25 protein-coding genes are annotated in these 24108 nt (G+C 69.5%); 9 read left to right on the forward strand and 16 right to left on the reverse strand.

Going from position 1 to position 24108, the window contains the following annotated elements:
* Positions 1-88 precede the first annotated feature (88 nt).
* Positions 89-1078: a hypothetical protein gene (locus HPO96_RS21725; protein WP_184999605.1), complete on the forward strand. Its 990-nt coding sequence runs from the start codon at positions 89-91 to the stop codon at positions 1076-1078.
* A gap of 43 nt (positions 1079-1121) precedes the next feature.
* Positions 1122-1865 (forward strand): SDR family NAD(P)-dependent oxidoreductase, encoded by a 744-nt coding sequence (locus HPO96_RS21730; RefSeq protein WP_171675353.1) that lies wholly within the window; start codon positions 1122-1124, stop codon positions 1863-1865.
* On the opposite strand, the gene HPO96_RS21735 is transcribed toward HPO96_RS21730, so the two are convergent.
* Positions 1859-3100 carry an erythromycin esterase family protein gene (locus tag HPO96_RS21735; protein ID WP_171675354.1) on the reverse strand — a complete coding sequence of 414 codons (1242 nt, stop codon included), beginning with the start codon at positions 3098-3100 and terminating at the stop codon, positions 1859-1861. The two genes, HPO96_RS21730 and HPO96_RS21735, sit on opposite strands and share 7 nt — an antisense overlap.
* Positions 3101-3210: 110 nt before the next feature.
* Between HPO96_RS21735 and HPO96_RS21740 the strand changes: the two genes are divergently transcribed.
* The 3 genes from HPO96_RS21740 (at position 3211) to HPO96_RS21750 (ending at position 7073) form a co-directional block, all read left to right on the forward strand.
* Complete coding sequence (locus HPO96_RS21740; protein ID WP_171675355.1) at positions 3211-4311, forward strand: FAD-dependent monooxygenase; 1101 nt, start codon at positions 3211-3213, stop codon at positions 4309-4311.
* 151 nt (positions 4312-4462) lie between these two features.
* On the forward strand, positions 4463-6325 hold the full coding sequence (gene typA / locus HPO96_RS21745; protein ID WP_171675356.1) for a translational GTPase TypA: 1863 nt from the start codon (positions 4463-4465) through the stop codon (positions 6323-6325).
* A 187-nt stretch (positions 6326-6512) separates the two neighbouring features.
* The gene (locus tag HPO96_RS21750; RefSeq protein WP_171675357.1) at positions 6513-7073 is read left to right on the forward strand and encodes a L,D-transpeptidase; all 561 of its coding nucleotides are present in this window, start codon (positions 6513-6515) and stop codon (positions 7071-7073) included.
* Positions 7074-7522: 449 nt separating this feature from the next.
* Here the strand turns inward: HPO96_RS21750 and HPO96_RS21755 are convergent, their stop codons facing one another.
* Genes HPO96_RS21755 through HPO96_RS21780 form a run of 6 tightly spaced genes read right to left on the reverse strand, consistent with a single transcriptional unit; the run spans position 7523 to position 12717 of the window.
* Positions 7523-8176, reverse strand: a complete 654-nt coding sequence (locus HPO96_RS21755) for a response regulator (protein WP_171675358.1) — start codon at positions 8174-8176, stop codon at positions 7523-7525.
* Entirely contained in the window at positions 8173-9297 is a 1125-nt protein-coding gene (locus HPO96_RS21760; RefSeq protein ID WP_171675359.1) for a sensor histidine kinase, read from the reverse strand. Before HPO96_RS21760 ends, HPO96_RS21755 begins: the two co-directional genes overlap by 4 nt.
* On the reverse strand, positions 9288-9851 hold the full coding sequence (locus HPO96_RS21765) for a hypothetical protein (RefSeq protein ID WP_171675360.1): 564 nt from the start codon (positions 9849-9851) through the stop codon (positions 9288-9290). The genes HPO96_RS21760 and HPO96_RS21765 overlap by 10 nt, the downstream gene beginning before the upstream one ends.
* The gene (locus HPO96_RS21770; protein ID WP_171675361.1) at positions 9852-10937 is read right to left on the reverse strand and encodes a hypothetical protein; all 1086 of its coding nucleotides are present in this window, start codon (positions 10935-10937) and stop codon (positions 9852-9854) included.
* Between the two features lie 8 nt (positions 10938-10945).
* Positions 10946-11356 carry a FixH family protein gene (locus tag HPO96_RS21775; protein ID WP_171675362.1) on the reverse strand — a complete coding sequence of 137 codons (411 nt, stop codon included), beginning with the start codon at positions 11354-11356 and terminating at the stop codon, positions 10946-10948.
* Entirely contained in the window at positions 11353-12717 is a 1365-nt protein-coding gene (locus HPO96_RS21780) for a hypothetical protein (RefSeq protein ID WP_171675363.1), read from the reverse strand. Before HPO96_RS21780 ends, HPO96_RS21775 begins: the two co-directional genes overlap by 4 nt.
* A gap of 164 nt (positions 12718-12881) precedes the next feature.
* Here HPO96_RS21780 and HPO96_RS21785 point away from each other — a divergent pair, with 164 nt between their 5' ends.
* Positions 12882-13673 carry a L,D-transpeptidase family protein gene (locus tag HPO96_RS21785; RefSeq protein ID WP_171675364.1) on the forward strand — a complete coding sequence of 264 codons (792 nt, stop codon included), beginning with the start codon at positions 12882-12884 and terminating at the stop codon, positions 13671-13673.
* A 2-nt stretch (positions 13674-13675) separates the two neighbouring features.
* Here HPO96_RS21785 and HPO96_RS21790 read toward each other — a convergent pair whose 3' ends face one another.
* From HPO96_RS21790 to HPO96_RS21815, 6 genes are all read right to left on the reverse strand, one after another.
* Positions 13676-14023, reverse strand: coding sequence for a DUF2516 family protein (locus HPO96_RS21790; protein WP_171675365.1), 348 nt, complete (start codon positions 14021-14023; stop codon positions 13676-13678).
* A gap of 100 nt (positions 14024-14123) precedes the next feature.
* Positions 14124-14678: a hypothetical protein gene (locus HPO96_RS21795; RefSeq protein ID WP_171675366.1), complete on the reverse strand. Its 555-nt coding sequence runs from the start codon at positions 14676-14678 to the stop codon at positions 14124-14126.
* 35 nt (positions 14679-14713) lie between these two features.
* A complete protein-coding gene (locus tag HPO96_RS21800; protein WP_171675367.1) occupies positions 14714-15121 on the reverse strand; it encodes a helix-turn-helix domain-containing protein in 408 nt (135 codons plus the stop codon).
* Between the two features lie 79 nt (positions 15122-15200).
* Positions 15201-16157, reverse strand: coding sequence for an asparaginase (locus tag HPO96_RS21805; protein ID WP_171675368.1), 957 nt, complete (start codon positions 16155-16157; stop codon positions 15201-15203).
* 59 nt (positions 16158-16216) lie between these two features.
* A complete protein-coding gene (gene ygfZ / locus HPO96_RS21810) occupies positions 16217-17209 on the reverse strand; it encodes a CAF17-like 4Fe-4S cluster assembly/insertion protein YgfZ (RefSeq protein ID WP_171675369.1) in 993 nt (330 codons plus the stop codon).
* A gap of 183 nt (positions 17210-17392) precedes the next feature.
* On the reverse strand, positions 17393-18757 hold the full coding sequence (locus HPO96_RS21815) for a cation:dicarboxylate symporter family transporter (RefSeq protein WP_171675370.1): 1365 nt from the start codon (positions 18755-18757) through the stop codon (positions 17393-17395).
* A 120-nt stretch (positions 18758-18877) separates the two neighbouring features.
* Here HPO96_RS21815 and HPO96_RS21820 point away from each other — a divergent pair, with 120 nt between their 5' ends.
* Together HPO96_RS21820 and HPO96_RS21825 are read left to right on the forward strand one after the other, a co-directional pair.
* Positions 18878-20134, forward strand: coding sequence for an ATP-binding protein (locus HPO96_RS21820; protein ID WP_171675371.1), 1257 nt, complete (start codon positions 18878-18880; stop codon positions 20132-20134).
* On the forward strand, positions 20127-20804 hold the full coding sequence (locus tag HPO96_RS21825) for a response regulator (RefSeq protein ID WP_171675372.1): 678 nt from the start codon (positions 20127-20129) through the stop codon (positions 20802-20804). Before HPO96_RS21820 ends, HPO96_RS21825 begins: the two co-directional genes overlap by 8 nt.
* Here the strand turns inward: HPO96_RS21825 and HPO96_RS21830 are convergent.
* Positions 20801-21295: a heme-binding beta-barrel domain-containing protein gene (locus tag HPO96_RS21830; RefSeq protein ID WP_171675373.1), complete on the reverse strand. Its 495-nt coding sequence runs from the start codon at positions 21293-21295 to the stop codon at positions 20801-20803. The two genes, HPO96_RS21825 and HPO96_RS21830, sit on opposite strands and share 4 nt — an antisense overlap.
* A 165-nt stretch (positions 21296-21460) precedes the next feature.
* Here HPO96_RS21830 and HPO96_RS21835 point away from each other — a divergent pair, with 165 nt between their 5' ends.
* A complete protein-coding gene (locus tag HPO96_RS21835; RefSeq protein ID WP_171675374.1) occupies positions 21461-21823 on the forward strand; it encodes a DsrE family protein in 363 nt (120 codons plus the stop codon).
* Here HPO96_RS21835 and HPO96_RS21840 read toward each other — a convergent pair whose 3' ends face one another.
* Together HPO96_RS21840 and HPO96_RS21845 are read right to left on the reverse strand one after the other, a co-directional pair.
* A complete protein-coding gene (locus HPO96_RS21840; protein ID WP_171675375.1) occupies positions 21824-23464 on the reverse strand; it encodes a hypothetical protein in 1641 nt (546 codons plus the stop codon).
* The gene (locus HPO96_RS21845; protein WP_337796753.1) at positions 23464-24021 is read right to left on the reverse strand and encodes a hypothetical protein; all 558 of its coding nucleotides are present in this window, start codon (positions 24019-24021) and stop codon (positions 23464-23466) included. The genes HPO96_RS21840 and HPO96_RS21845 overlap by 1 nt, the downstream gene beginning before the upstream one ends.
* Positions 24022-24108: the final 87 nt, after the last annotated feature.

The following is a 24108-nucleotide window of genomic DNA, read 5'->3' on the forward strand; positions in this document are numbered from 1 at the left end:
GGCATACACCTGTAAGTGGACCTACCACCACCTGATCAGGCGACTCCGGCCCACTGCTCAACACCCGGCTGATCGAAAGCATTGAGCCATGCGAACAGTCTTGGGGGAAGTACGCAGCTGGCACCGGCCGCTGCTGCTGATGGTGCTTGTGATGACCGCGCTGGCGGGGGTTGCCGGGGTGGGTCTGCTGGTCGACGACCGGACCGTGCTGAACGAGTCCGTCTGGCTCAAACCGCTGAAGTTCGCGATGTCGTTCGCCGCGTACGGCGCAGCGCTCGCGTGGCTGCTCTCCCGGTTGCAGAAGGCGAAGCGGTTCGGCTGGCTACTCGGTACGGCGTTCGCGGTCACCGGGCTGATCGACGTCGGATTCATCGCCGTCCAGGCTGCGCGCGGCACGTTCAGCCACTTCAACAACAACACCGACAAGTTCAACGCGATCGGCCAGCAGATCTTCTCGATCGGCGTGCTGGGCCTGTTCACGGCCAGCCTGGTGATCGCGATCATGCTGCTGTTCCAGCGGATCGGCGACAAGCCGCTGACCCGGGCGATCCGCGTCGGGGTCGGACTGGCCTTTGCCGGGATGGCCGTCGCGCTCTACCTGTCCGGAGCAGATGCGCACCCGCAGCAGGTCACCGATGCGCAGGGCCGTCCGGTCGAGCTGATGGGCAGCCACGGCGTGGGTGTCGAAGCCGGTGGGCCTGGGCTACCGATCGTCCGCTGGAGCACCGAGGGCGGCGACCTCCGCGTCCCGCACTTCTTCGGTATGCACGCTCTGCATGCACTCCTCGCGCTCGTCCTGCTCCTGACCGTTCTGGCCGCCCGCATCATCTGGCTGCGCCCAGAGCGCGTCCGGCACCAACTGCTGGGCGTGGCCGCCTTCGCCTACACCGGTCTGATGACCGTCACGACCTTCCAAGCCGTCCGCGGCCACTCCGCCATCCGCTTCGACGCACCGACCCTGGCTCTGGCTGCGGGCTTCGTCGTACTCAGCGTCGCAGCACTCGTTCTGGTAGTCCGCAAAGCCCGTCTGACCGCACCGATCGCGCCCCCGGCGCGGCACTCGACTCTGGTCTCGTGAGACGGGCTGCGGCCGCCTGACCAGAGTTTGGGAGACTCGGGGCATGACTGAGCGTCCTCTTGCCGTGGTGACCGGAGCGAGCAGTGGGATCGGGGCGGCGACTGCTCGCCGCCTCGCGCAGGATGGGTTCGAGGTGATTGCCGCTGCGCGCCGGCTGGACCGGATCGAGGCGCTGGCCAAGGAGATCGACGGACGGGCCTTCCAGTGTGATGTCACCGCGCCGGAGGATGTGGCCGCGCTGGCCGCGACTGTCGGCGACCGGCTGGAGCTGCTGGTGAACAACGCAGGTGGGGCGTTCGGCGCCGAGCCGGTGGCAGACGCCGACCTGGACGCGTGGCGGCGGATGTACGAGGTGAACGTGATCGGCGTCGCCGCCGTCACCAAGGCGTTGCTCCCGGCCCTGGTCGCCGGAAGCGGCACGATCATCGTGATGGGTTCGACGGCCGGTCAGGTGGCGTACGAGAACGGCGGCGGGTACGTCGCCGCCAAGCACGCTGCCAAGGCCGTCGTCGACACACTCCGGCTGGAGCTGTTCGACCAGCCGGTCCGCGTCACCGAGATCGCGCCGGGCATGGTGAAGAGCGAGGGGTTCGCGATCACCCGCTTCGACGGCGACCAGGCCAAGGCGGACGCCGTGTACGCCGGCGTCGCCGAGCCCCTGACGTCGGACGACATCGCCGACATCGTCAGTTGGGTCGCCACCCGCCCGCCGCACGTCAACCTGGACCGGATCACCGTCCGCCCCCGCGCCCAGGCCGCACAGCACAAGGTGCACCGGGTTCAGTAGCGGTGTGTCGGGGACACCTCCCTGGTGTGCAGCAGTACGTCGAACCAGGTGCTGAGGCTGTCACCGGTCAGATACGACCCCGGCACGTCCGGCAGGCCCCTCGTACGCGCGGTCCGGTGCAGCCACTCCCGGACCGCGGGTGGCTGCGGACTCCGGAGGTCCAGTGTGAACTGGTCGGACGCCGCGGCGTTCAGCTGATACTCGAACCAGTCAGGCGCAGCCGGCGGTAGATCGACCGGGCCCAGTGCGGTGCCGTGGTCGAACGTGCAGCCCAGCGAGCGGTAGCGGTCGCCGTACCACTCGTGCAGGTAGGTGCCGACATTCTTGAAGCCGGCTCCGACGCTGAACCAGAGGTTGGGCGCGTTGATCGTGTGTGCGGACGCCGCCCAGTAGATGACCTTGCTGCGCGTGAACGCCTGCCACCAGCGGACGTTCTCGGCGCCGCGGGCGTCGCGGTAAGCCCAGATCTCCTCGTCCGGCAGGCTGAACGCCGTGTAGAACGAGCGGATCTGCCGCGCATGGTGCTCGATGACCGCCTGCTCGCGATTGCTGGGCAGGTCTCGTACCAGTGCATGGACCGCAGTGGCCCGCTGGATGAAGAGCTCCTTGTTCTGCACGTCGTCGCGATACCACTGGATGTACGCGCCGATATCGGTCAGATGCGGCGTGATCGGCTTCAGGTCACGCCGGAGCTCGGCCAGCCGATGCGGTGCCCGACGAGCGACGTACGCGTCGATGGCGTCGTACGAGAGCTGGCGGGTGGCGAAGTACTCCGCACCCGCGAACCGCACCTTGTCGTGGTGGGTCGCGTTGTAGGACCGCAAGTACTCGAAAAGCTCGCCGATCTCATGTGTCCGCGACTCCCGGCTCAACTGACCGACCAGCGCCCGCAGGTCCCCGCGGCCGGTCAGCACGTAGTCGTTGAGCAGGGTGCCCACCGACCAGTCGTCCTCGAACGCGATCGCCCGGAACCCCAGCTCCTCGACGAGATACCGCACCACCCGCAGCTTGAGCCGAGTGATCTCCGCCGTCCCGTGCACCGCCTCTCCCAGCCCGACAACCTGCGCGCCTCCGATCGAACGGCGTAACTGCCGCAGATCGCCTACGGGCCGCGCATTCGCCCGAATCCACTCAGGAACGCCGGTCTGGCCCGCCCGAGCCGTCCCAGCACCCAACACGGCCGCAGCCGCAACACCTGTCGTTCCGGCGATCAGCCGCCGTCGAGTAATCGTCATGCCATCAGCCTCGCGTCGGCCGGCGTCCCCAGACATCCTCCAGGGGAAGGCTTCGCAGATACGCCGACAGCCGTACGCGCCGAGCGCCGTCCGCCGCCTAGCGTGCAGCTATGGCACAACACCAAGCGATCGTGATCGGCGGCGGCATCGCGGGACTGACCGCCGCCGCTGCGCTGCTCCGCTCGGGCTGGCGCGTCAAGGTGCTGGAGAGCGCGCCTGAGCTGGGCGAGGTCGGCGCCGGGCTTGCCGTCACTGCCAATGGGCTCAACGCCCTGGCCGCGATCGACGCCGCCGAAGCGGTCGAACGCGCCGGATTCGCCGTCCAGCCGGCCGGAACCCGCCGAGCCGACGGCAAATGGTTGCTCAAGGCACCTGAATCCGGCAGTCGAATGGTCGGCATCCACCGTCGACGGCTCCAGCAGGTCCTGCTCGACGCCGCCGCCGGCGCGGATGTCGTCACCGGAGCACGGGTCACCGCCGTCGAGCCGGACGGCGTGGTCAGCTGGGGCAGGTACACCGAGTCCGCCGATCTCGTGGTCGGTGCCGACGGCATCCGCAGCGCGACACGTCAGTCCCTCTTCCCCGCGCACGAGTTGGCGTACAGCGGCTTCTCCAGCTGGCGGGCCGTCGTCCCGGACGCCGGGGGTGGCGCCGACCGTTTCGCGATGGTGTGGGGACGGCGCGCGGAGTACGGCGAACTGCGGATCAGCGCCGACGAGGTCTATTGGTACGCGTACGTCGCACTCCCAGCCGCGCATCGCTTCCCGGACGAGCTGCAGGCGGCTCGGGATCGGTTCGCCGGCTGGGCGCCCGACGTCCAGGCCCGGATCGCGGCCACGCAGCAGGTGATCCGGCACGACGTCTGGGTGCTCCGCAGGCGGCTGCCGTACTACTCCCGGGGGCGTACGGTTCTGATCGGCGACGCGGCACACCCGATGTTGCCGACACTCGGCCAGGGGGCGAACTCGGCGCTTGAGGACGGCGTGACGCTTGGCCGGCTGCTCCCAGCGGACTGCGACCTCGCAGCGGGGTTACAGCGCTACGAGGCGGCCCGGTATCGGCGTACGCAACTGCTGGTCAGGCGATCGGCGCAGATGGCTCGCTTCGGCGCCCATCTCGGCCGCGGGTTGACGCTGCGTGACAGCCTGTTGCGGATCGCACCGGCCGGCGCGGCGCAGCGCTCCGGGAACGCGTTGCTGGATTGGCGCTGACCGGCTGCGAGTTTCGTGGATACGAAGGGTCACCGGTAAGATAAAGAGGCTGTGCCTTGCGTCGAGTGGCCGATTCCGTGACTCAGAACACGATTCAGAACACGCCGTAGCCACCGCCTGACACCCAGTCTACTGCTTGGAGCGCTTCCCCATGCCTGTCCGTAACGACCTGCGCAACGTCGCGATCGTGGCCCACGTCGACCACGGCAAGACCACCCTGGTCGACGCGATGCTGTGGCAGTCCGGCGCCTTCGGCGCGCATCAGCACGTCGACGAGCGGGCGATGGACTCCGGCGACCTGGAGCGCGAGAAGGGGATCACGATCCTCGCCAAGAACACCGCCGTCCGGCACAAGATGGCCAGCGGCGAGACGGTGACGATCAACATCATCGACACCCCCGGCCACGCCGACTTCGGCGGTGAGGTCGAGCGCGGCCTGTCCATGGTGGACGCGATCGTCCTGCTGGTGGACGCCTCCGAGGGCCCGCTGCCGCAGACCCGGTTCGTGCTGCGCAAGGCGCTGGCCCGCCGGATGCCGGTGATCCTCGTGGTGAACAAGGTCGACCGGCCGGACTCGCGGATCGCCGAGGTCGTCGACGAGACGTACGAGCTGTTCCTCGACCTGCTCGACCACGACGCCGACCAGGGCGCGCTGGACTTCCCGGTCGTCTACGCCTCGGCCCGCGCGGGCCGCGCCTCGCTGACCCAGCCGGCCGACGGCGGCCTGCCGGACTCCGAAGACCTCGAGCCGCTGTTCGAGACGATCCTGGCGAACGTGCCGGCCCCGGAGTACACCGAGGACGCGCCGCTGCAGGCGCACGTGACCAACCTGGACGCCTCGCCGTTCCTCGGCCGGCTCGCGCTGGTCCGGGTGCACGAGGGCACGCTGAAGAAGGGCTCGCAGGTCGCCTGGTGCCGGCACGACGGCTCGGTGCAGCGGGTGAAGATCACCGAGCTGCTGGTCACCGAGGCGCTCGAGCGCGTCCCCGGCGACTCGGCCGGACCGGGTGACATCGTCGCGATCGCCGGGATCCCGGAGATCATGATCGGCGACACGCTGAGCGACCCGGAGAACCCGAAGCCGCTGCCGCTGATCACGGTCGACGAGCCGGCCATCTCGATGACGATCGGCACCAACACCTCGCCGCTGGCCGGCCGGGTCAAGGGCACCAAGGTGACCGCCCGCCTGGTCAAGGACCGGCTCGACAAGGAGCTGGTCGGCAACGTCTCGATCCGGGTGCTGCCGACCGAGCGGCCGGATGCCTGGGAGGTGCAGGGCCGTGGTGAGCTGGCGCTGGCCATCCTGGTCGAGCAGATGCGCCGCGAGGGGTACGAGCTGACCGTCGGCAAGCCGCAGGTGGTCACCAAGGAGATCGACGGCAAGCGGCACGAGCCGGTCGAGCGGCTGACCATCGACTGCCCCGAGGAGTACCTCGGCACGGTCACGCAACTGCTCGCCGTCCGCAAGGGCCGGATGGAGCAGATGACCAACCACGGCACCGGCTGGGTGCGGATGGAGTTCCTGGTCCCGGCGCGCGGCCTGATCGGCTTCCGGACGGAGTTCCTCACCGACACCCGCGGTACCGGTATCGCGCACCACGTGTTCGAGGGTTACGAGCCGTGGTTCGGCGAGCTGCGCACCCGCCCGAGCGGCTCCCTGGTCGCGGACCGGACGGGCGCCGCGACGTCGTACGCGATGATCAACCTGCAGGAGCGCGGCACGCTGTTCGTCGAGCCGGCCACCGAGGTGTACGAGGGCATGATCGTCGGCGAGAACTCGCGCTCCGACGACATGGACGTCAACATCACCAAGGAAAAGAAGATGACCAACGTCCGCTCGAACGCGGACGAGTTCGAGAAGCTGGTCCCGGCCCGCAAGCTCTCGCTCGAGCAGTCGCTGGAGTTCTGCCGCGAGGACGAGTGCGTCGAGGTCACGCCGGACGCGATCCGGATGCGCAAGGTCGCGCTGACGCAGGTCGAGCGGGCCAAGCTCGGCCGCAAGAACAAGGCGTAACAAAGCTTTTCAGAGCACGGTTCGGCAACGCGCACTTCGGCGGCGGGACGGGAATCACAGCGGTGTGATACACCGTTCCTCGGCCCGTCGCCGAAGAGTTTGTGCGAACTCGTTACCAACCTCTTGCGGAGTTACGGCGTCTGATCTTGTGAAGAAGCAAAAATCAGTTGGGGGAAGGACGAAGGACATGAGCATTCTGCGTAAGCTCGGCGCCACCGTGACCGCCGTAGCGATCGTCGGGGTCGGTGCTCTGACTGTCGGCACGACGGCGGCCAACGCCGCCGCTCCGGCGCCGCAGGTCGCGCCGAAAGCCGCGGTCGCCAAGGCCGCCGCGAAGAAGCCGGCCGCCAAGACGAAGTACATCGGTCGCTACCACCTGGACCCGCGGTGCATGAAGGGCCGCGTGATGTGCGCGAACAAGAAGACGCGCAAGATGGTCTACCTGGTGAACGGCAAGACCATCTACGTCCTGGACGCCCGCTTCGGCGGCTCCAAGACGCCGACCCGGAACGGCCAGTTCAAGGTCTACCGCAAGTCGAAGAACCACGTCTCCAAGCTCTACAAGTCGAAGATGCCCTACGCGATGTTCTTCAGCGGCGGCCAGGCCGTCCACTACAGCTCGGACTTCAAGGCCCGCGGCTACCGCGGCGCCTCCCACGGCTGCCTGAACATCCGCGACAAGGCCAAGATCGCCAAGATCTTCGCCGCCACCAAGATCGGCGACAAGGTCGTCGTCTACAGCGGCTGATCCACCCCGCACTTCCCACCAGCGGCCGAGGACCCACTCCTCGGCCGCTGTTGCCTTTCCCCACCCACCCACTGCCCCCGCTTGCCCGCTTGCCCGCTGCCCGCTTGCCCGCTGCCCGCTTGCCCGCTGCCCGCTGCCCGCTGCCCGCTGCCCGCTGCCCGCTGCCCGCACCCTCCCATCCGCTGCCCCCACCCTCCGCCCTCCGCTCGAGCCGTTTGCTGGGCCGCCCCAGCAAACGCCGGGTGGGCCAACCGCATGCCATAGGCCCTCCCACCCTCTGTTGGGCCCGCCCACCAATCTGATGGGTCCGCCCACCAAACGGGAGCAGACCACCCGCCGCCCAGCAGAGGTCTCACCGGCTGGTGGGCTGACGCAGCGCGTGGCGGGTGGGCCAACCGCCTGCGATGGGCCCTCCCAGCTGCTGGTGGGCTGACCCAGCAAACGGGGGCTTACAGGTGGGGGCGGAGGCGGGTGTGGGCCAGGACGGCTTGGATTCGGTCGGGGAGGTTGAGTTTGGCGAGGATGTTGGAGACGTGGATTTTGATGGTGTGGCGGCTGAGGTGGAGGTGGTCGGCGATGGCTTGATTGGAGTGGCCGGCGGCCAGGAGGGTGAGGACTTCGCGTTCGCGGTCGGTGAGGGTTTGGATGGCGGCGAGGAGGTGCTGGTCGGATTCGTCGGGGAGGTCGGGGCGGAGGGCCTCGATCATGCGGGTGGTGGCTTCGGGGGCCAGTACTGAGTTGCCGGCAGCAACTATTCGGACGCCGTCGCGGAGGCGTTCGCTGGGGGCGTCCTTGAGGAGGAAGCCGGAGGCGCCGGCCTGGAGGGCGGCGTAGACGTAGCTGTCCAGGTCGTAGGTGGTGAGGATGAGGACGCGGGTCGCCGGGTGAGCGCGCACGATCAGGCGGGTCGCCTCGATCCCGTCCAGGACGGGCATCCGGATGTCCATCAGGACGACGTCCGGCGAGTGTTTGGCGACCAGCTCGAGGGCCTGGCTGCCGTTCTCGGCCAGGCCGACGACGTGCAGATCGTCAGCGACGTCGACGATCCGGCCGAGGGCCTCGCGGAGCAGTTGCTCGTCGTCGCAGACGAGAACGCGGATCATCGGCCACCGCGCAGCGGCAGCGTCGCATACACGGCGAACTCGGACGCCGGACGCCCCCGCGGCCCGGCGTGCAGCGTGCCGCCGAGCAGTTCGACGCGCTCCCGCAGACCGACCAGCCCGGTGCCCGGAGAGCCGGAGGCGGGCGCGGCAGGTAGCTCGTTGGTCACTTCGATCTCCAAGGCGTTCGGCAGGTACGTCAACAGCACAGACGTCGGTACGGCGCCCGCGTGCTTGGCCACGTTCGTCAGCGACTCCTGCACCACCCGGTACCCCGCCAGCTCGATACTCGTATCAGCCGGCCGGACGTCGCCGCGTCGCTCAAGCCGCACCCGCGGCCCGGACGCCGGGATTCGCGCGACCAGCTCGTCCACCTGGCCCAAATGCGGCGGTGGCCGCAGTTCGTCCGGGCCGGGCGTCCGCAGGACGCCGAGCAACCGCCGTAGCTCGGCCAACGAGTCCCGCCCGGTGTCAGCGACCCGGCGGAGCGTCGCGCTCGCCTCCCGGTCAGCCATGGTCTCAGCACCCGCCTCGGCGTCCAGAACCATCCGGGTAACCGAGTGGTTGAGGATGTCGTGCAGCTCCCGAGCAAGCAGCGCTCGCTCCCGCTCGGCGGCCCGCTCCTCGGTCACGGCCCGTTCTTCGACCAGCTCGTGCAGCTCACTGATCCGGGCCCGCTGCGACGCTTCGAACAGCCCGCTGATCCAGAACGCGCCCAACCCGAGCCCGACGATCACTGCCGCTGGCGGCCATCCAGCCGCGATCGCCACCGCGACGGCGTACGCAAACCCGACCCCCGCGGCCGCCACGCGCTGCCGGCCAGCGGCCCAGGCCGCGGCGTAGTACATCGCCAGCACCGGCCCGAGACCAGCCACTCCAGAACCGAGGTACGCCGCGCCGAGGTCGATCGTGCCGACCAGGAAGAGCGCGAGCACCGGCGCCCGCCGCGCGCCCAGCAGCGCGAGCGTCTGCGCCAGCCCGGACCCGACCCCCACCAACCCGCTGCCGTCGGACTGCACCGTCAGCCAGGAGAACAGCAGCGGAATCGCCGCAGTGACCCAATGGTGCACCTGACCGACCGGCACCTGGCCCAGCCGGTCGGTCAGCCAAGCCTTCAGGACCATGCGTTGAGACTGAGGTCGCGACGCCGTCGAGTTCTCCACCAGAGATAGCTTCCCATCGGTACCAGCGCGGCCAGCGGCAGCAGACCGACGCTCCAGGCTAGTTCGGAGGGCGGTCCAGGCCGGCTCCCGACCAGAATCTCCAGTACGCCGCGCCCAGCCCCACGCGGCCCGTCGAGCGTGTACTCGAACCGCCACGTCCCCGGTTCGGTCAGCGCGACGATGTCGAATCCCCAGCTGTCCAGCGCCCGCGGATGCCGGGCGAACCCGGTGCCGTCCCGCGTCGACTGCGTCTGCGGCTGCAGCACCTTCCCGGACGGCGCGATCGGCTTGACCTTCCCGGTGACCGCCTTGATCCCCAGCTCCGGGTCGAACAGGAAGTCCAGTGAACGCTCGGACCGCAACGGCCACTCACTGAACGACGTCCGGAGCTGGTACGGCCCGACCTGGGTCACCTCCGAGTGGACGACGTCAACCGGCGGCGGCCCGGCGACCGCCGGCGTACCGACAGCGGTGAACAACAGACCGGCGGTGAGAATCGCAAGCAGGGTACGCATTCAGGCCTCCTGGACAGTCAGACGGGCCGGTGCGACCGGCTGGACGATCGTGACGTCGGAGCTCTCGGCCCGCCCCAAGGAGCCGAGCATCCAGCCGAGCCACGCGGTCAACGCACCGACCGGCGCGGCCACGACCACCGTCAAGGCGGGGAAATCGAACGGAATCGGCAGGTAGCCGGCCGCGATCACGAGCCCGGCGACCGCGCCCAGCGCCGGGACCGCCACCCGCGGCGACCACCGGCGGGCCAGGACCAGTCCCCCGGCGAACACCAGCGCCGCCACCGGCAACGCGAACGGCAGCGTGACCGGCACGGACGGAATCTGATCGGCGAAATCCCGCAACCCCAGGCCGAGGCTGTCGGCGTACCACCTGGTCACGACCGGGGCGAAGAACCACAGCATTGCGTGCCAAACCGCCTGCACCGCGGCGATCGCCGCCACCGGCCCGGGCCGTCGCAGCGCTCCCGCCACCAGCGCGATCAAAAGGGTGCTAACAGCAACGACCGCGAGCACGAACGAGTTGACGCCGGGCAGCGTCGGCGTCGAGTACGACAGGAAGATCGCACCCGGTACGACGGCGGACGCGGCCGCGAGCAACCCGATCCGGCCGGCTCGGGTCGACCTGAGCATGGTGAAGGCCATCAGCAGCCCGAACGAGTCGTAGAACCACATCAGAGACATCCCCACGTGCGGCGGCGAAGTTGGCGTGACGTCGAAGCCGTACACCTCGTGCCACCACAGGTCGGTCAGTCCGAACAGCAGTCCGACCGCTCCGGCCGATCCGCAGATCAGAAACGGCAGCGGCGCTCGGAACGTACCGAAGACAGTCAGCGCGCGCGTACCGTCGACGTACTGTGGTTGCCGGGCCGCTCGGGTGCTGAGCAGCACCACGGTCAGCGAGGTGACTCCCGAGATCGCGGAGCCGAGGTACAGCAGCAGATGCGGCAGCGTGAAGAAGGTGTCCGGGCCGACATCTGAGTGCCACTGGACGTCCCAGACCAGGCCGAACATGGCCGTGCTGGTGCCGAGCAGGAGAAGCCAGGCGCCGATTTGCTCGCGCTTGGGCAGCGTGCGGTTCACTTCCATGACAGCTCCTAACGGGTAACGGTGACCGGGACGGTGATCTCGTGTGAGCCGCCCAGCCGGACGACGACCTCCCACTGGCCGGTCATCGTGAACAGCTCGCCGCGGACGGCGTACCGGCCCGGAGCGGTGGCGGTCGCGGTGAGCTCGGACATCGCGTGGCCCATACTCGGCATCACTCCGGCGAGCGTGATGCCGCTGAGTTCGGCCGGCCGCCCACCGGTGTCGCGGACGACGAGCTCGGCGTCGATCGGACCGGTCCGCTGCTCGCCGAGGTACAGCTCGATCTGGTAGCGGTCCGAGGCGGCCTTCAGCGCCACCCGGTCCTCGCCGCCGCCGACGGCGTACGCGATCGCGACGACGGCGGCCAGCACGACCCCGGTGAGCGCGATGGCCAGCGTGCGCCTGCGGGTCTTGGTCATGGTTGTCCCTCCGAGACAGTGATCTGGAACGGCACGGTGTGAATCCGGAAGCCGCGGGCGAACTGGACCCAGGCGACGTACCGGCCGGGCGTGGGCACACTGAAGGTGAAGCGCAGGTCGGGCCCCTCGGCGGCGACGGTCTCGTCCGGTACCGCAGCCGGATCACGACCCTGCGCAGCCGCCATCGAGGTGAGCTCGTGGACGTGGCCGAAGTACGCGCCGCTACGGTCCCGGATGACCAGATGCCCAGCCATTCCCAGCCAGGGTTGGAGATCGGACGCCGGTTTGCCGTCCACCGAGACCCGCGCGGTGACCGTGATCGGTCGACCGGCCACGGCTCGGGTCGTTTCGAGGCGGACCTCGGCCGGCGTCGGCTTGACCGCGGACAGCGGTCGGCCGGACACGCTGAACGAGCCCGTCACGAGCTGAGAGCCGCTGTCCGCGCGTTCGAACTCGGCGTGGACGAACCAGCGGCCGGGTGTCCGAGCGGTGTGCTCGATGGCGTAGACACCCGGCCCGGTCCGGACCGGATGGGCATGCCGGAACTCATTACCTGCCTGGTCGGTGAGGACGAGATGCATCAGCGCGGCGTGATGCGCGACGACGTCGTCGACCGGGCGGCCCGTGTTCCCGTCGGTCACGCGCAACACCAGTCGGAACGGCTCGCCGGTCCGGGCGTTCGCAGCCTGCACGGTCAGATTGGCGTACGGGCGTCCGTTCGGCGCCGAGCCGTCGGCCGGATCGGCGTACGCCCGTGGTTGGTCGAGCGCGCCACGCGGCTGTGCGGGCGGCAAGTCCTTCGACAGCACGGCCGTCGTACCGGACGCGATGATCGCCACCGCAACCAACGCCGCCTGCGGTACGGCGAACGCCCGCACCCCCGGCCGACGGACGACGGCGCACGCGATCCCACCGAGTGTGAACAGCCCGGCCGCGGCGAATCCGCCGTACACGAAGTACTCCCAGCCCGCCGGGCCCGGAACCAGCACCCGGAACGGGATCACCGCGACCTCGTCGTCCACCCGCAGGGTCAGCTCATGGGCGCCGGCCGCGGTCACGCCGAGTCTCAGCGAATGCATCCCGAGCCGGTCGATCCGCACGACTCCCGAACTCTGCGCCTCGAGCTCGCGGACACTGACCTGCAGTGTGACCGGGCGGACCGGGTCGTGTGCGATCACGTCGACGTGCAAGGGCCCCGGGACGGCCGGCGTCCGCCGGATCACCACGGTGAGCTCGTTCCCGGCGAACGACTGGGCGAGCTGGAGGTCTGCCGTCGGGCTGACGCCGTGCGCCGCGGCGGGGGCGGCCGGGAGCAGCAGCAGGAAGGCCAGCATGCCGATCACCGTGAGTCGTCTGAGCACGGTTTCGACAGTAGAAAAACGCCGACTTGGTTACATAGGGCGAGCGGACTGATCCGACTAGTACCGGAGCACTACGCACTGCGGTGGGTAATTTACGATGGTGGTCAACAAAACTGGCTACCAGGACGTCCTATGAGGGACAGGTTCTACCGAGGGGTGTCCCGATGCGCGCGCTGATGATTCGCAACGTGGTGGCCGGTGTGGTCACGGGCGCGGTCATTGCCGTGCTTGCGGGGGTCGGCGTCCGCGCGCAGGCACGGTCGGTCGAGCTGGAGCCGGTGCCGTTCGAGGTGAGCGGGCAGCTGCCGATCTACCCGAAGGCGCTGTACCGGTACGGCTCGACGGGGACGACGGTCCGCAAACTCGAAGCCCGGCTGATCCAGCTGAAACTGCTGGAGAAGCGCTACCTGGACAACGAGTACGGCACGATGACCCGCGCCGCGGTGAAGAAGTTCCAGCAGTCCAAGGGCATCCCGCCGCTGGGGTACGTCGACCAGAACACCTGGGACAAGCTGCTCGCGGCGACTCGGGAGCCCACACAGACCGAGCTGTACCCGCCGGTCCCGGTCGTCGACGGCCGGAAGCTGGACGCGCGCTGCGCGACCGGGGTGGCGCTCTGCATCGACAAGACCACCCGCAAACTGCGGTACGTCGTCGACGGCAAGGTCCTGATGCAGATGGACGTCCGGTTCGGCGCGGTGAAGACCGCGACCCGCGAGGGCGGTTTCACGGTCGGCTGGAAGAGCCGCAACCACGTGTCGAAGCTGTACGACTCCCCGATGCCGTACGCGATGTTCTTCAGCGGCGGCCAGGCCGTCCACTACTCCTCGGACTTCGCCGCCCGCGGGTACGCCGGCGCCTCGCACGGCTGTGTGAACGTCCGGGACCTGGCCAAGATCAAGCGGCTCTTCGACCTGATCAAGGTCGGCGACAAGGTGATCGTCTACCGCTCGTAGCGCTACAGGGGGCGCGGGCCGCGCCGGCGGCGAATCCCCCAGCCGCCGCGGCCACGGCCGGTCGCGGCGCGCAGGGCCGGCCGGGCGTCGACCAGGTAGACGCCGGCGGCGGCGATCCCGATCAGGCCGAAGAAGCTGAGCCAGCCCTGGAAGATCTGGCTGAGCGAGAACACGGCCAGGATCAGCACCCAGCCGGGTTTGGTCAGCTTGTCCGCGGCGAGGAAGACCGCTCGCGGGCGCAGCGCGGCATCGGCCAGCGCCACCAGCTTGAGACCGAGCAGCACCCACCAAATGATCTCGAACGGGTTCGCGAAACCCGGGAACAGGTTCGGGAAGGCGAGTGGGAGCATGCACCGAGCCTAGCCGAAAGACCGAGCAGCCCACCCCTGTGCAGGACAGGTGTGGGCCGCTCAGGCGGAACTTTCACGCTGCGACGAGCGCGAACTACGCTCAGTCGCCGACCTTGGCGGCCGCGTCGGAGGTCGCCTTGGCGGCGGTCTTCGCGGTCTTCTTGGCGGCGGTGGTGGTCGCCTTGACGTTGCGGGTCGCGGTCGCGGCGGTCTTCTTGACCGTCGTCCGGGTGGCCTTGGCCTTGCTCACGGTGGTCTTCGCTGCGGCCTCGAGGTCCTCGGTGGCCTGCTGCGAGCGGATCCGGTCGACCAGGTCCTTGCCGCGGCCGGCCAGGTCCTCGTAGGTCTCCTCGGCCTGGCCGAGGACGGTGGTGAAACCGGCCTGAGCGACAGCGGGCAGCTCACGCAGCTTGGCGGGGGCGGTGCGAGCCTCGGCGACCAGCGCCTCGAAGCGCTTGGTCAGCTCGGCCTGCCGCTTGGCCAGCTCGGCGGTCAGCTCGGTCTGACGCTTGCTCAGCTCGGCCTGGACGGTCTTCTGGTCCAGCTTGGCGACGCGGGCGGTGACGTCCACGCCGACGGCGCGGAACTTCTCGACCGCGAGGTCGCCGGCGCCGGCGAGCGCGTAGAACGGGGTGACGGGCGTACGGGTAGCCATCAGGCTTCTCCTTGGGGGTGCACAGCAGGAAACGGTTACTTGGTCGAGCCCTTCGCGGACTCGTCAGGGGTCTGGTTCTCACGGACGAACGACGCGTACACATCCAGCAGCACGCGCTTCTGCCGCTCGTTCAGCGCGGGGTCGAGCAGGACGGCGTCGACCACGCCGGAGGCCTTCTTGCCCTCCGGGCTGTCATCCGGATCGAGGATGCCGGCCCGTACGTACAAGGTCTCCGCGGAGATCCGCAGGGCCTTCGCGAGCTGCTGCAGCACATCGGCCGACGGTTTCCGCAGGCCGCGCTCGATCTGGCTCAGGTACGGGTTCGACACTCCGGCCAGGTCGGACAGCTGCCGTAACGACAGCTGCGCCTGCCGCCGCTGCTCGGCGAGGTACTCCCCGACGGAGCCCACCGATCCGGCGACGCGATCACTCAACCTGGCCATGTCCCCAGTTTGCTAGCAGCGTGCTTGCAATTGCAAGCAGACTGCCCGTGACCTCACTCACGCACTGGGTAATGCGCTGTTAACCGAAGGTCGGCGCGTGCGGACGGACCGAGCCGACCGGCTGCCCGCCACCGAGCAGCGGGAACTGCTCCTGGACGTCGAGCACGTCGTGCTCCAGCCCGAGCTTGCGGAGCACGGCGGCCATCACGACCGCGCGCGCCCGCGGCGTACCGTCCTCGATCTTGACCGCGATCCCGCGGCCGTCCTCGAGACCGACGGCGTACACGGCCTCGGCGCCGACCTTGCCGAACAGGCCCGGGATCGCGCGCATCAGGGCCGCCTCGTCGCGAGTAGTGCCACTGGCGTACTCCGGGTGGGCACGGAAGGCGTCCTTGACGCGGGCTTCGAGCGTGCCGGGCTGGGCGGCGGCGAAGAGGCCGAAGGAGCGGGCCAGCCCGGCCAGGCTGATCGCGAGGATGGGCGCGCCACAGCCGTCGACGGCGACGTACGAGATCTTCTCGCCGGCGATGTCCTCGACGGCGGTCCGGATGACCTGCTGGACCGGGTGGTCAGGCGCGCGGTAGGTGTCGATCGGCCAGCCGTTGCGGACGCAGGTGAGCAGCATCGCGGCATGCTTGCCGGAGCAGTTCATCGTGATCGGCTCCTGGCCGTGCCCGGCACGCACCCAGGCGTCGCGGACGGCGTCCTCGATCGGGTACGCCGGCGGCGTCTGCAGCGCCGACTCGTCGAGCTCGGCCAGCGCGAGGATCTCCCGGACGCCATCCAGGTGGAACGGCTCCCCGGAGTGCGAGGCGCCCGCGAGCGCGAGCAGCTTGCCGTCCAGGTCGAGGCCGTGCCGGAGCATGCCGACGGCCTGCATCGGCTTGTTCGACGAGCGCGGGAACATCGGCTCGTCGACGATCCCGGCCGACCACGCGACACTGCCGTCGGGATCGGTCACCACGACGGAGCCACGGTGGTGGCCCTCGACGAAACCACTACGGACGACGTCGGCCAGGATCACAGGTTCGGTCACGGCTGAAACTGTACGGCCTGGATGTCAGGAGCAAAAAGCGGTCATGCGGATGATCCGGCTCACAGCCGGGCGCGCACGTGCAACCCGACCTCGGGGTCGACCAGCAGCTCCTGTGTCGCGGTCACGGTCGGCTGCTCGTCGGCGGTCACCTCCAGCAGGGCCTCCGGGTCGACATTGCGCTTCACCAGCGCGAGCGCGATCGGCCCGAGCTCGTGATGGCGGGCCGCGGACCCGATGAACCCGATCTGCTTCTCGCCCACGCGGACGGCGTACCCGTGCACGGGCAGGTGATCCACCGACCCGTCCAGCAGCAGGCGCACCAGCCGCCGCGGCGGGCGGCCGAGGTTGTGCACCCGGGCGACCGTCTCCTGCCCGCGGTAGCACCCCTTGTTCAGATGGACGCCGATCCCCAGCCAGCCGATCTCGTTCGGAATCGCACGCTCGTCGGTGTCGAGCCCGAAGCGCGGGTGCCCGGCCTCGATCCGCAGCGCCTCGTACGCCCAGATGCCCGCGGCCGGCCCCTCCAGCGCGCCCAGCTCGGCCCGCGGCAGGAACACCTCATGACCGCCGAGCGAGTCCTCCCCGCTGCGCGTCAGGTGCTCACCCTGCGCGGGCCCGGGCCGCCAGACGATCGCGTACTCATCCGTCACGTCGGTGATCTCCACCCGCGACATGAACACCATCTTCTGCAGCCATTCGACCAGCGCAGCCGCCGCGCCAGGCTCGGTGTGCAGCCAGAAGGTCTCACCGGTGTCGACGCCGTACATCACATGCTCGACATGCCCCGTCGGCGACAACAGCAGCGCCGTCGTCGACGTACCGGGCTTGAGACCCTCGAAGTACTGCGAAGTCAACGCATGCAGCCACGTCAGCCGATCCGGCCCGCTGATCGTCACCACGTCCCGATGCGACAGGTCGACGAACGCCTCCCCCGCCACGATCGCCCGCTGCTCCCGCAGATCCGACCCGTAATGCGCGGCAACCCCCGCGTCGATCCCGTCGGCCGCAACCGCCGCGGGCCGATCCAACAGCGGACTGCGCTTCGATGACATATCACCAGAGTACGTCGTGGACATGAAGGACAGGACGTACATGCCTACGCAGGCCGCCGCCCAGGCGGGGGCGGGCGCCGACAGCGCCGCGATGCGGCGTCTACGTCCTGTCGTTCGTGCAGGCATGACACTGCCCGCCGGGCTGTGGCTCCGGCGGGCAGTGTGGGGGGGTGGGAAGGGTGGTCAGTGGGTGCCGGCGGGGGTGGCGGGTTTCTGCGGGACGTCGCCGGCGTGGGTGTCACCGGCGGCGAAGGCGGCCTCGTCGAAGGGATCCTCACCGGCGAAGACCTGGCGAGCCTGGTCCTTGTCGAAGTCCTTGACCCAATGGCCGACCAGGACGGTCGCGACCGCGTTACCGGCGAAGTTGGTCAGAGCGCGGGCCTCGGACATGAAGCGGTCGATGCCGACGATCAGGCCGACGCCGTCGACCAGCTCGGGGCGGTGCGACTGCAGGCCGCCGGCCAGCGTGGCCAGACCGGCGCCGGTGACGCCGGCGGCGCCCTTGGAGGCGACGATCATGAACAGCAGCAGGGAGATCTGCTGACCGAGCGAGAACGGCGTGTCCATCGCCTCGGCGATGAACAGCGACGCCATGGTCAGGTAGATCGCGGTGCCGTCCAGGTTGAACGAGTAACCGGTCGGGACGGTGATACCGACGACCGACTTACCCACGCCGAGGTGTTCCATCTTGCCGATCAGCCGCGGCAGCGCGGTCTCGGACGACGAGCTGGACACGATCAGCAGGAACTCGCGGCCCAGGTACTTGAGCAGCTGGAAGATCGAGATCCCGGTGACCACCTTGAGAATGGCGCCCAGGACCAGGAAGACGAACAGTGCGCAGGTGATGTAGAAGGCGGCCATGATCTTCAGCAGGCTGACCAGCGCGGTCGAGCCGGCCGCGCCGACGACGGCGGCCAGCGCGCCGAAGGCGCCGATCGGGGCGGTCCACATGATCATCGACAGGATCTTGAAGACCAGCCGCTGGATGTGCCCGATCCCGTCCAGGATCGGCTGGCCCTTCGAGCCCATCGCCTGCAGCGCGAAGCCCACCAGCAGCGCCACCAGGACGGTCTGGAGAACCTCACCCTCGGTCAGCGAGGAGAGCAGCGACTTCGGGATGATGCCGAGGATGAAGTCGGTCGTCGACTCGTGCGCGCCGGAGGCCTGCTTCTGCCCCGCTTCACGCAGCTTGTCGGTCAGGTTCAGGCCGGAGCCGGGCTGGACCAGGTTGCCGACGACCAGACCGATGGCCAGGGCAACCGTCGACATCACCAGGAAGTAGATGAGGGCAAGGCCACCGACCTTGCCGACGGACGCCGCCTGGCGGACCGAGCCGATGCCGATCACCAGCGTGCAGAAGATGATCGGGCTGATCAGCATCTTGATCAGGTTCACGAACCCGGTGCCGAGCGGTTTCAGCTCGACCGCGAAACTCGGGAACAGCAGACCGACGCCGATGCCGAGCAGAGCGGCGACGATGACGGCGATGTAGAGGAAGTGCGTCCGGTCGTTGCGGACCGGAGTCGGGCGGGGTTCGGTCGTGGCCATGTAGGACTCCTGTATCGGCCGTGGGCAGAACTGGGCTGTGGAGAGCTTCAGTAACTGTGACGTGACGCACAGGAGAAGTGCGCATTTCGTTCATATCGTTCTCGGTGCAGACTGTCCGTTGTGAAACACCGGCCGTGGGAACTCCGTCGCCAGGTCCTCTGGTTGCAGACGGGCACGGTCACGGTCCTGATCGTCATGGTCTGGATCGCGCTGGTCAGTCGCACCCGCGCCCAGGCCGAGCGGGACGCGGCGATCGCGGGGCGCACCCCGCCCGGCTGGTGGGAGCTGATCCGGATCGACCTGCGCCCGATGCTCGGCGTCGCGTGTCTGCTGCTCGGCGTCGCGATCGCCGGTAACGCGCTGGTGAGCTGGCGGGTCCGCCGCGCCACCCGCGGGATGGGCACCCAGTCGCTGGCCCGGATGCTCGACTTCTACGAAGGCGTCCTGCACGCGGCCCGCGAGGGCCTGATCCTGCTGGACGCCGACGGTCGCGTCCAGCTCGCGAACGACGAAGCCCGTCAGCTGCTCGGGCTGCGCGAGATCCCGCCCGGCACCCCGATCGAGGAGCTGCACCTCGGGACGCCGCTCGCCGAGCTGCTCCGCGCGGGCCGGACGGCGTACGACGAGCTGCACCTGGGCGCGAACGGCGTCCTGGTCGTGAACCAACAGCCCGCCCGGGCCGGCCGGATCGTCACGCTGCGGGACCACACCGAGCTGCAACAGCTGCTCGGCGAGCTCGATGCGATCCGCAGCCTGGCCGAGTCCCTGCAGGCGCAGAACCATGAGGCCTCGAACCGGCTGCACACCGTCGTCAGCCTGATCGAGATCGGCAAACCCGAGCGGGCGCGCGAGTTCGCCGTCTCCGAGCTGCAGTTCGCCCAAGCGATGACGGACCGCGTCGTCGGCACGGTCGGCGACCCGGTGCTCGCCTCGCTGCTGCTCGCGAAGCTGGCGCAGGCGCAGGAGCGCGGCGTCACGCTCACGCTCGAGCTCGGGCAGGAGTCGCTCAGCACCCGCCTCCCCGCGCAGGACGTCGTCACCGTGGTCGGTAACCTGCTCGACAACGCGATCGAGGCCGCGCGCGGAGGTCCGGCGCCGCGCCGGGTCGAGCTCCGCGCCGGGACGACGCCGGACGCGATCGACCTGGCCGTCACGAACACCGGCGCCGAGCTGGGCGCCACCGAGCTGGCGCACATGTTCGAGCGCGGCTGGACCACCAAGGCCGAACCGGGACACGGGCTCGGGCTCGTGCTGGTCCGCAGTACTGTCGAGCGCTGGCAAGGGACGTTGATGGTCGATCCGGATTCCGAGGTGGACGAAGTGCCTGCGCTGACCGTACGGGTCCGGCTGCCGCGAGCGGTGAGCGCGAGTGCCTGACCTGCGCGTCCTGGTGGTGGAGGACGACCCGGTCGCGGCCGAGGCGCACCGCACCTACGTCGACCGGCTCCCCGGTTTCACCTGTGTCGGCATCGCGAGTACGGCGGCCCGCGCGCTGCAGGTGCTCAGCCGCGGCGACGTCGACCTGGTGCTGCTGGACATGAACCTGCCCGACGGCCACGGCCTGGACGTCGTCCGCCGGATGCGGGCCCAGGGCAACCAGACCGATGTGGTCGCGGTGACCGCGGCCCGCGAGGTCGCGGCGGTCCAGGCGGCGGCCCGGATCGGCGTCGTCCAATACGTGCTGAAACCCTTTGCCTACGAGACCTTGCGGGACCGGCTGACGGCGTACGCCCGGCAGCGCCGCGCCGCCGAGGCCGGTCAGGTCGTCGCCGATCAGGACGAGGTCGACCGGTTGTTGCATCCGGCAAGGACTTCGTCGGTGCCGAAAGGGCTGGCAGGCTCGGTGCTGGACCGCGTCGTCCAGCTGCTCGGCAACCGTGAAGGCTGGACGGCCGAGGAGATCGCCACCGCACTCGGCACCTCGCGGATCACCGCCCGCCGCTACCTGGAGCACCTGGCCGACCAAGGCCAGGCACTGCGCACGCAACGGTACGACGGGCGCAGCGGCCGGCCCAAGGTCGAGTACAGCTGGGTTGCGGAGAGTTAGGACCGGACGAGCGTGGCCCAGAGGTGCGGCTGCAGGGGGAGGCCCTCGGCGGCCATGTCGTAGGCCCACATCAGCTCGCCCTTGACCAGGCCGTAGAGGCGGTGGCCGGCGGTGACCTCTTTGGCGGTCTCGGTGCGGGCGACGACATCCGTCCGCAACTCGATCTTGGCGCCGTCGATCTCGCCGTACCAGATCTCGGCGAAACCGGTCGGGTGCGCGAGGATGACCTCGAGTTTGTTGTCCGGCTTGGGACGCCAGAAACCCGTCTCCAGGGCCAGCGGGCGCTCGCGTTTACCGTCTTCGCCGACCACGAACGTCTGGCTGACGTAGTGCAGGAACGGCTTGCCGTTGTGGCTGAAGTCGATCTGCTGACCGAACTCGAACTTCTCGATGGTCGGGTAGTCGCCGTGGCCGCGGCCCTCCCAGCGACCGAGCAGCCACGCGAGTGGCATCAGGTCGGGGTGCAGGTTCTGCGGGATCTCGAACGCCATCGGGTCACTCAGCTCGCGCTGCGGCCGCGGAACAGCCGGTAGACGACGTACGCCGAGAACCAGCCCATGAAAATGGTGACCAGGACCAGCAGCGTGGTGAAGATGACGTGGAGCACGTTCGCCAGTCTAGAGGATGGTTCCGGGCCCTTCGGCTACCGTGGCGTGATGTCCCGCACGCTGGTGATCAAACTGACCGCAGGCGCCGACGAGCCCGAACGCGCCAACCAGGCCTTCACCGTCGCCGCCACCGCGGTCGCCGCAGGCGCTCAGGTCTCCTTCTGGCTCACCGGCGAGGCCGTCCGCTTCGCCGTCCCCGGCCACGCCGAAACCTTCGAGCTCCCGCACGCGGCCCCCCTGGTGGACCTCCTGACTGCCATCCGCGAAGGCGGTCAACTCACCGCCTGCACCCAATGCGTCAAGCGCCGCGACCTCACCGAAGCCGACCTGCTGCCCGGCACCCGCATCGCCGGCGCCCCCGCCTTCACCGAAGAGATTCTGGCGGAGCACGCCCAGGCGATCGTCTATTAGCTACTCGCGGCTGCGGCCGTGGCCTTCGGATTCGCGGCCGCCCCGGTTGACCGACTTCTCGTGGCGCTGAGCGGGGGTTTGGCCGCCGCGGGCGCCGCTGAGGGCCTCTTCGTTGGGACGAGTGGTGGCGCCGTTGGGGCTGGCGGTGCCGGCCGAGTAGGCGTTTTGGCTGGCGCGCATCTCCTCGGGGGACATCTGTGAGCGCTGGGCGCCCTCCTGCGGCGCGCGCTGGTTGTCGCGGTTGGCGCGCTCCTCGGCGAGCAGCCGGTCGACGGGCTGCTCCTGGTCAGTCTGCTGGGCGACCTGCTCGGACGCCGCCTTGTCGCCCCCGGTCGGGAACCCGCCGGTCGGCCCGGCCTCCTGCCGGTCGCGCTGCTCGTCCTGCCGCTCGGTCTCCTGCCGGTTGCGCCCCTCGCCGTTCAGCGCGGCCTGATTGACCGTCCCGTCCTCGTTGGTGAACTGCCGATCCCGCTCGGCCGCGTTCTCCTGCCCGTTCAGCGCGGCCTGGTTGACCGTCCCGTCTTCGTGGGTGAACTCGCGGTTCTGCTGCGCCTCGCGCGCCGGGTCGACGCCGAGCGCCTCCTGACGGACCGAGCCGTCCTCGTTGGTGAACTCGCGGTTCTGCTCGGCGACGTTCTCCTGGGCGCGGTCCTCGCCGTTCAGCGCGGCCTGGTTCGCCGTGCCGTCCGGGCGGGTGAACTCACTCTCCCGCTCCTGCTGGGCCTGCGGCTCCTGCACCCCGAGCCCGGCCTCGTTGACCGACCCGTCCTCATGGGTGAACTGCCGGTCCGGCTGGTCGGGCTGGTCGACACCGAGGGCGGACTGGTTCACCGAGCCGTCCTCGTTGCGGAACTGCTCCGAGAACTGCTCGAACCGCTCGTTCATCTGCGCGCTCTTGGCCTCGAAGTCCGCGCGCATCTGCTCGCCACGCGCCTCGAACTCCTGATGCTTCTGCGCGGACTCGGCCTCGAAGTCGGCCTCCATCTGCGCGGCCGCCCGCTCGTAGTCCGCCCGCGCCGCAGCCGCGTCAGCAGCCGTCGCGGCTCCAGCAGCCGCCCCGGCCGCCGGGACACCGAGGTTCTCCGCCTGCGGCTCGCCGCTGCGCCCGTCCCGGTTCCCTTCCTGCTGCCGCCGGCGCTCCGCTTCCTCACGCCGCCGCTCTTCCTCCTCGCGCCGCCGGTCCTCCTCTTCCTGCCGCCGACGCTCCGCTTCCTCGCGTCGCCGGTCCTCTTCCTCCCGACGGCGCTCCTCCTCGGCGCGCTGCTGCTCGTCGTCCCCGCGCTCGTCGGTCACCTCGTCCCGCTCGGCGCGGTCGTCGACCGAGCTGTCCGGCTCGCCGTCCCGGTTCAGGTCCTGATTCGCGCGCTCGGCCTCCCGCTGCCGCTCGGCGAGCTGCAACTGCAACTGAGCATGCCGCTCCTGCAGAGCGCGCAACTGCCGCTCCAACCGCCCGTACTGGTCGGCGGGGGCAGGACCGCGCATCTCACGGTCGATGTCCGGGTGGTAGCGGCGCAGGTTCCGGGCTTCTTCCAGCAGGGTGCGCGGCAGCGTCCCCTTGGCGTTCTGCCGAGCCTTCTCCAGGTGGCTGATCATCACCTGCGTCCGCTTGATCAGCACGTCGAGCAGTTCGTCCTCGAGCATCAGGCCACCTCACTCGCATAGACGGAGTACGCGAACCCGGCCTGCGGATTGTCCGCGCCGGGCTGAGTCGCATACAGATGGAACTCGGCACCCGGCCGCAGCCAGACCGCGAGGTGCCTACGCAGGCCGCGCCACTCCGGCGGCACCCGCGGATCGTCGCCCGGACCGACGAAGACCGGCGGGCCCCAATGCCTGCGGGCGCGCTCGACCTCGGACGGCCAGTGCTCGTCCAGCCCCGCTTCGGCGTCCGCGACCTCGGACGGCGTGATCTCGTACGCCGACCAGCCGCTGCGCGGGCTCTCGGGGAGGACGGCGTCCGGCAGCAGGAGCATCACGGTCTCGCGCTGCGTGACCAGGCCCCAGGTGAACCGCTCGGGGTCGATGTTGCCCGGCGCCCACGGCTGCCACCCGGTGGCCGCCGTGACGCGCAGGACCCGCGCCCGGATCGCCTCCAGGCCGGCGCCCGGCGGGCCCCAGACCGGCTTCCAGTCGGAAACCTCGGCCAGATCCGCCATCGCGCGCTCGTCGTCGTCCGACGACCGCTGCTGCGTCTTCACCGCTGCCCACTCCTCTCCCAGAGTTACCCACCCTAAGCCCATGGCGGCGCACTCACCCCAGAACAGACGTGCCGGAAGCGGCAACGG

Origin of the sequence: Kribbella sandramycini (assembly GCF_013131805.1) — a bacterium.
In the GTDB taxonomy this organism is placed as follows: Bacteria; Actinomycetota; Actinomycetes; order Propionibacteriales; family Kribbellaceae; genus Kribbella; species Kribbella sandramycini.

What these genes read in the sequence shown, in the direction of transcription:
- typA (WP_171675356.1), top strand. Translation starts at nt 4,463, where the DNA reads ATGCCTGTCCGTAACGACCTGCGCAACGTCGCGATCGTGGCCCACGTC.
- HPO96_RS21800 (WP_171675367.1), bottom strand. Translation starts at nt 15,121, where the DNA reads ATGGCCAGGTTGAGTGATCGCGTCGCCGGATCGGTGGGCTCCGTCGGG.
- HPO96_RS21795 (WP_171675366.1), bottom strand. Translation starts at nt 14,678, where the DNA reads ATGGCTACCCGTACGCCCGTCACCCCGTTCTACGCGCTCGCCGGCGCC.
- HPO96_RS21775 (WP_171675362.1), bottom strand. Translation starts at nt 11,356, where the DNA reads ATGACCAAGACCCGCAGGCGCACGCTGGCCATCGCGCTCACCGGGGTC.
- HPO96_RS21770 (WP_171675361.1), bottom strand. Translation starts at nt 10,937, where the DNA reads ATGGAAGTGAACCGCACGCTGCCCAAGCGCGAGCAAATCGGCGCCTGG.
- HPO96_RS21765 (WP_171675360.1), bottom strand. Translation starts at nt 9,851, where the DNA reads ATGCGTACCCTGCTTGCGATTCTCACCGCCGGTCTGTTGTTCACCGCT.
- HPO96_RS21740 (WP_171675355.1), top strand. Translation starts at nt 3,211, where the DNA reads ATGGCACAACACCAAGCGATCGTGATCGGCGGCGGCATCGCGGGACTG.
- ygfZ (WP_171675369.1), bottom strand. Translation starts at nt 17,209, where the DNA reads ATGTCATCGAAGCGCAGTCCGCTGTTGGATCGGCCCGCGGCGGTTGCG.
- HPO96_RS21840 (WP_171675375.1), bottom strand. Translation starts at nt 23,464, where the DNA reads ATGCTCGAGGACGAACTGCTCGACGTGCTGATCAAGCGGACGCAGGTG.
- HPO96_RS21830 (WP_171675373.1), bottom strand. Translation starts at nt 21,295, where the DNA reads ATGGCGTTCGAGATCCCGCAGAACCTGCACCCCGACCTGATGCCACTC.
- HPO96_RS21785 (WP_171675364.1), top strand. Translation starts at nt 12,882, where the DNA reads ATGCGCGCGCTGATGATTCGCAACGTGGTGGCCGGTGTGGTCACGGGC.
- HPO96_RS21755 (WP_171675358.1), bottom strand. Translation starts at nt 8,176, where the DNA reads ATGATCCGCGTTCTCGTCTGCGACGACGAGCAACTGCTCCGCGAGGCC.
- HPO96_RS21815 (WP_171675370.1), bottom strand. Translation starts at nt 18,757, where the DNA reads ATGGCCACGACCGAACCCCGCCCGACTCCGGTCCGCAACGACCGGACG.
- HPO96_RS21735 (WP_171675354.1), bottom strand. Translation starts at nt 3,100, where the DNA reads ATGACGATTACTCGACGGCGGCTGATCGCCGGAACGACAGGTGTTGCG.
- HPO96_RS21730 (WP_171675353.1), top strand. Translation starts at nt 1,122, where the DNA reads ATGACTGAGCGTCCTCTTGCCGTGGTGACCGGAGCGAGCAGTGGGATC.
- HPO96_RS21760 (WP_171675359.1), bottom strand. Translation starts at nt 9,297, where the DNA reads ATGGTCCTGAAGGCTTGGCTGACCGACCGGCTGGGCCAGGTGCCGGTC.
- HPO96_RS21725 (WP_184999605.1), top strand. Translation starts at nt 89, where the DNA reads ATGCGAACAGTCTTGGGGGAAGTACGCAGCTGGCACCGGCCGCTGCTG.
- HPO96_RS21790 (WP_171675365.1), bottom strand. Translation starts at nt 14,023, where the DNA reads ATGCTCCCACTCGCCTTCCCGAACCTGTTCCCGGGTTTCGCGAACCCG.
- HPO96_RS21835 (WP_171675374.1), top strand. Translation starts at nt 21,461, where the DNA reads ATGTCCCGCACGCTGGTGATCAAACTGACCGCAGGCGCCGACGAGCCC.
- HPO96_RS21750 (WP_171675357.1), top strand. Translation starts at nt 6,513, where the DNA reads ATGAGCATTCTGCGTAAGCTCGGCGCCACCGTGACCGCCGTAGCGATC.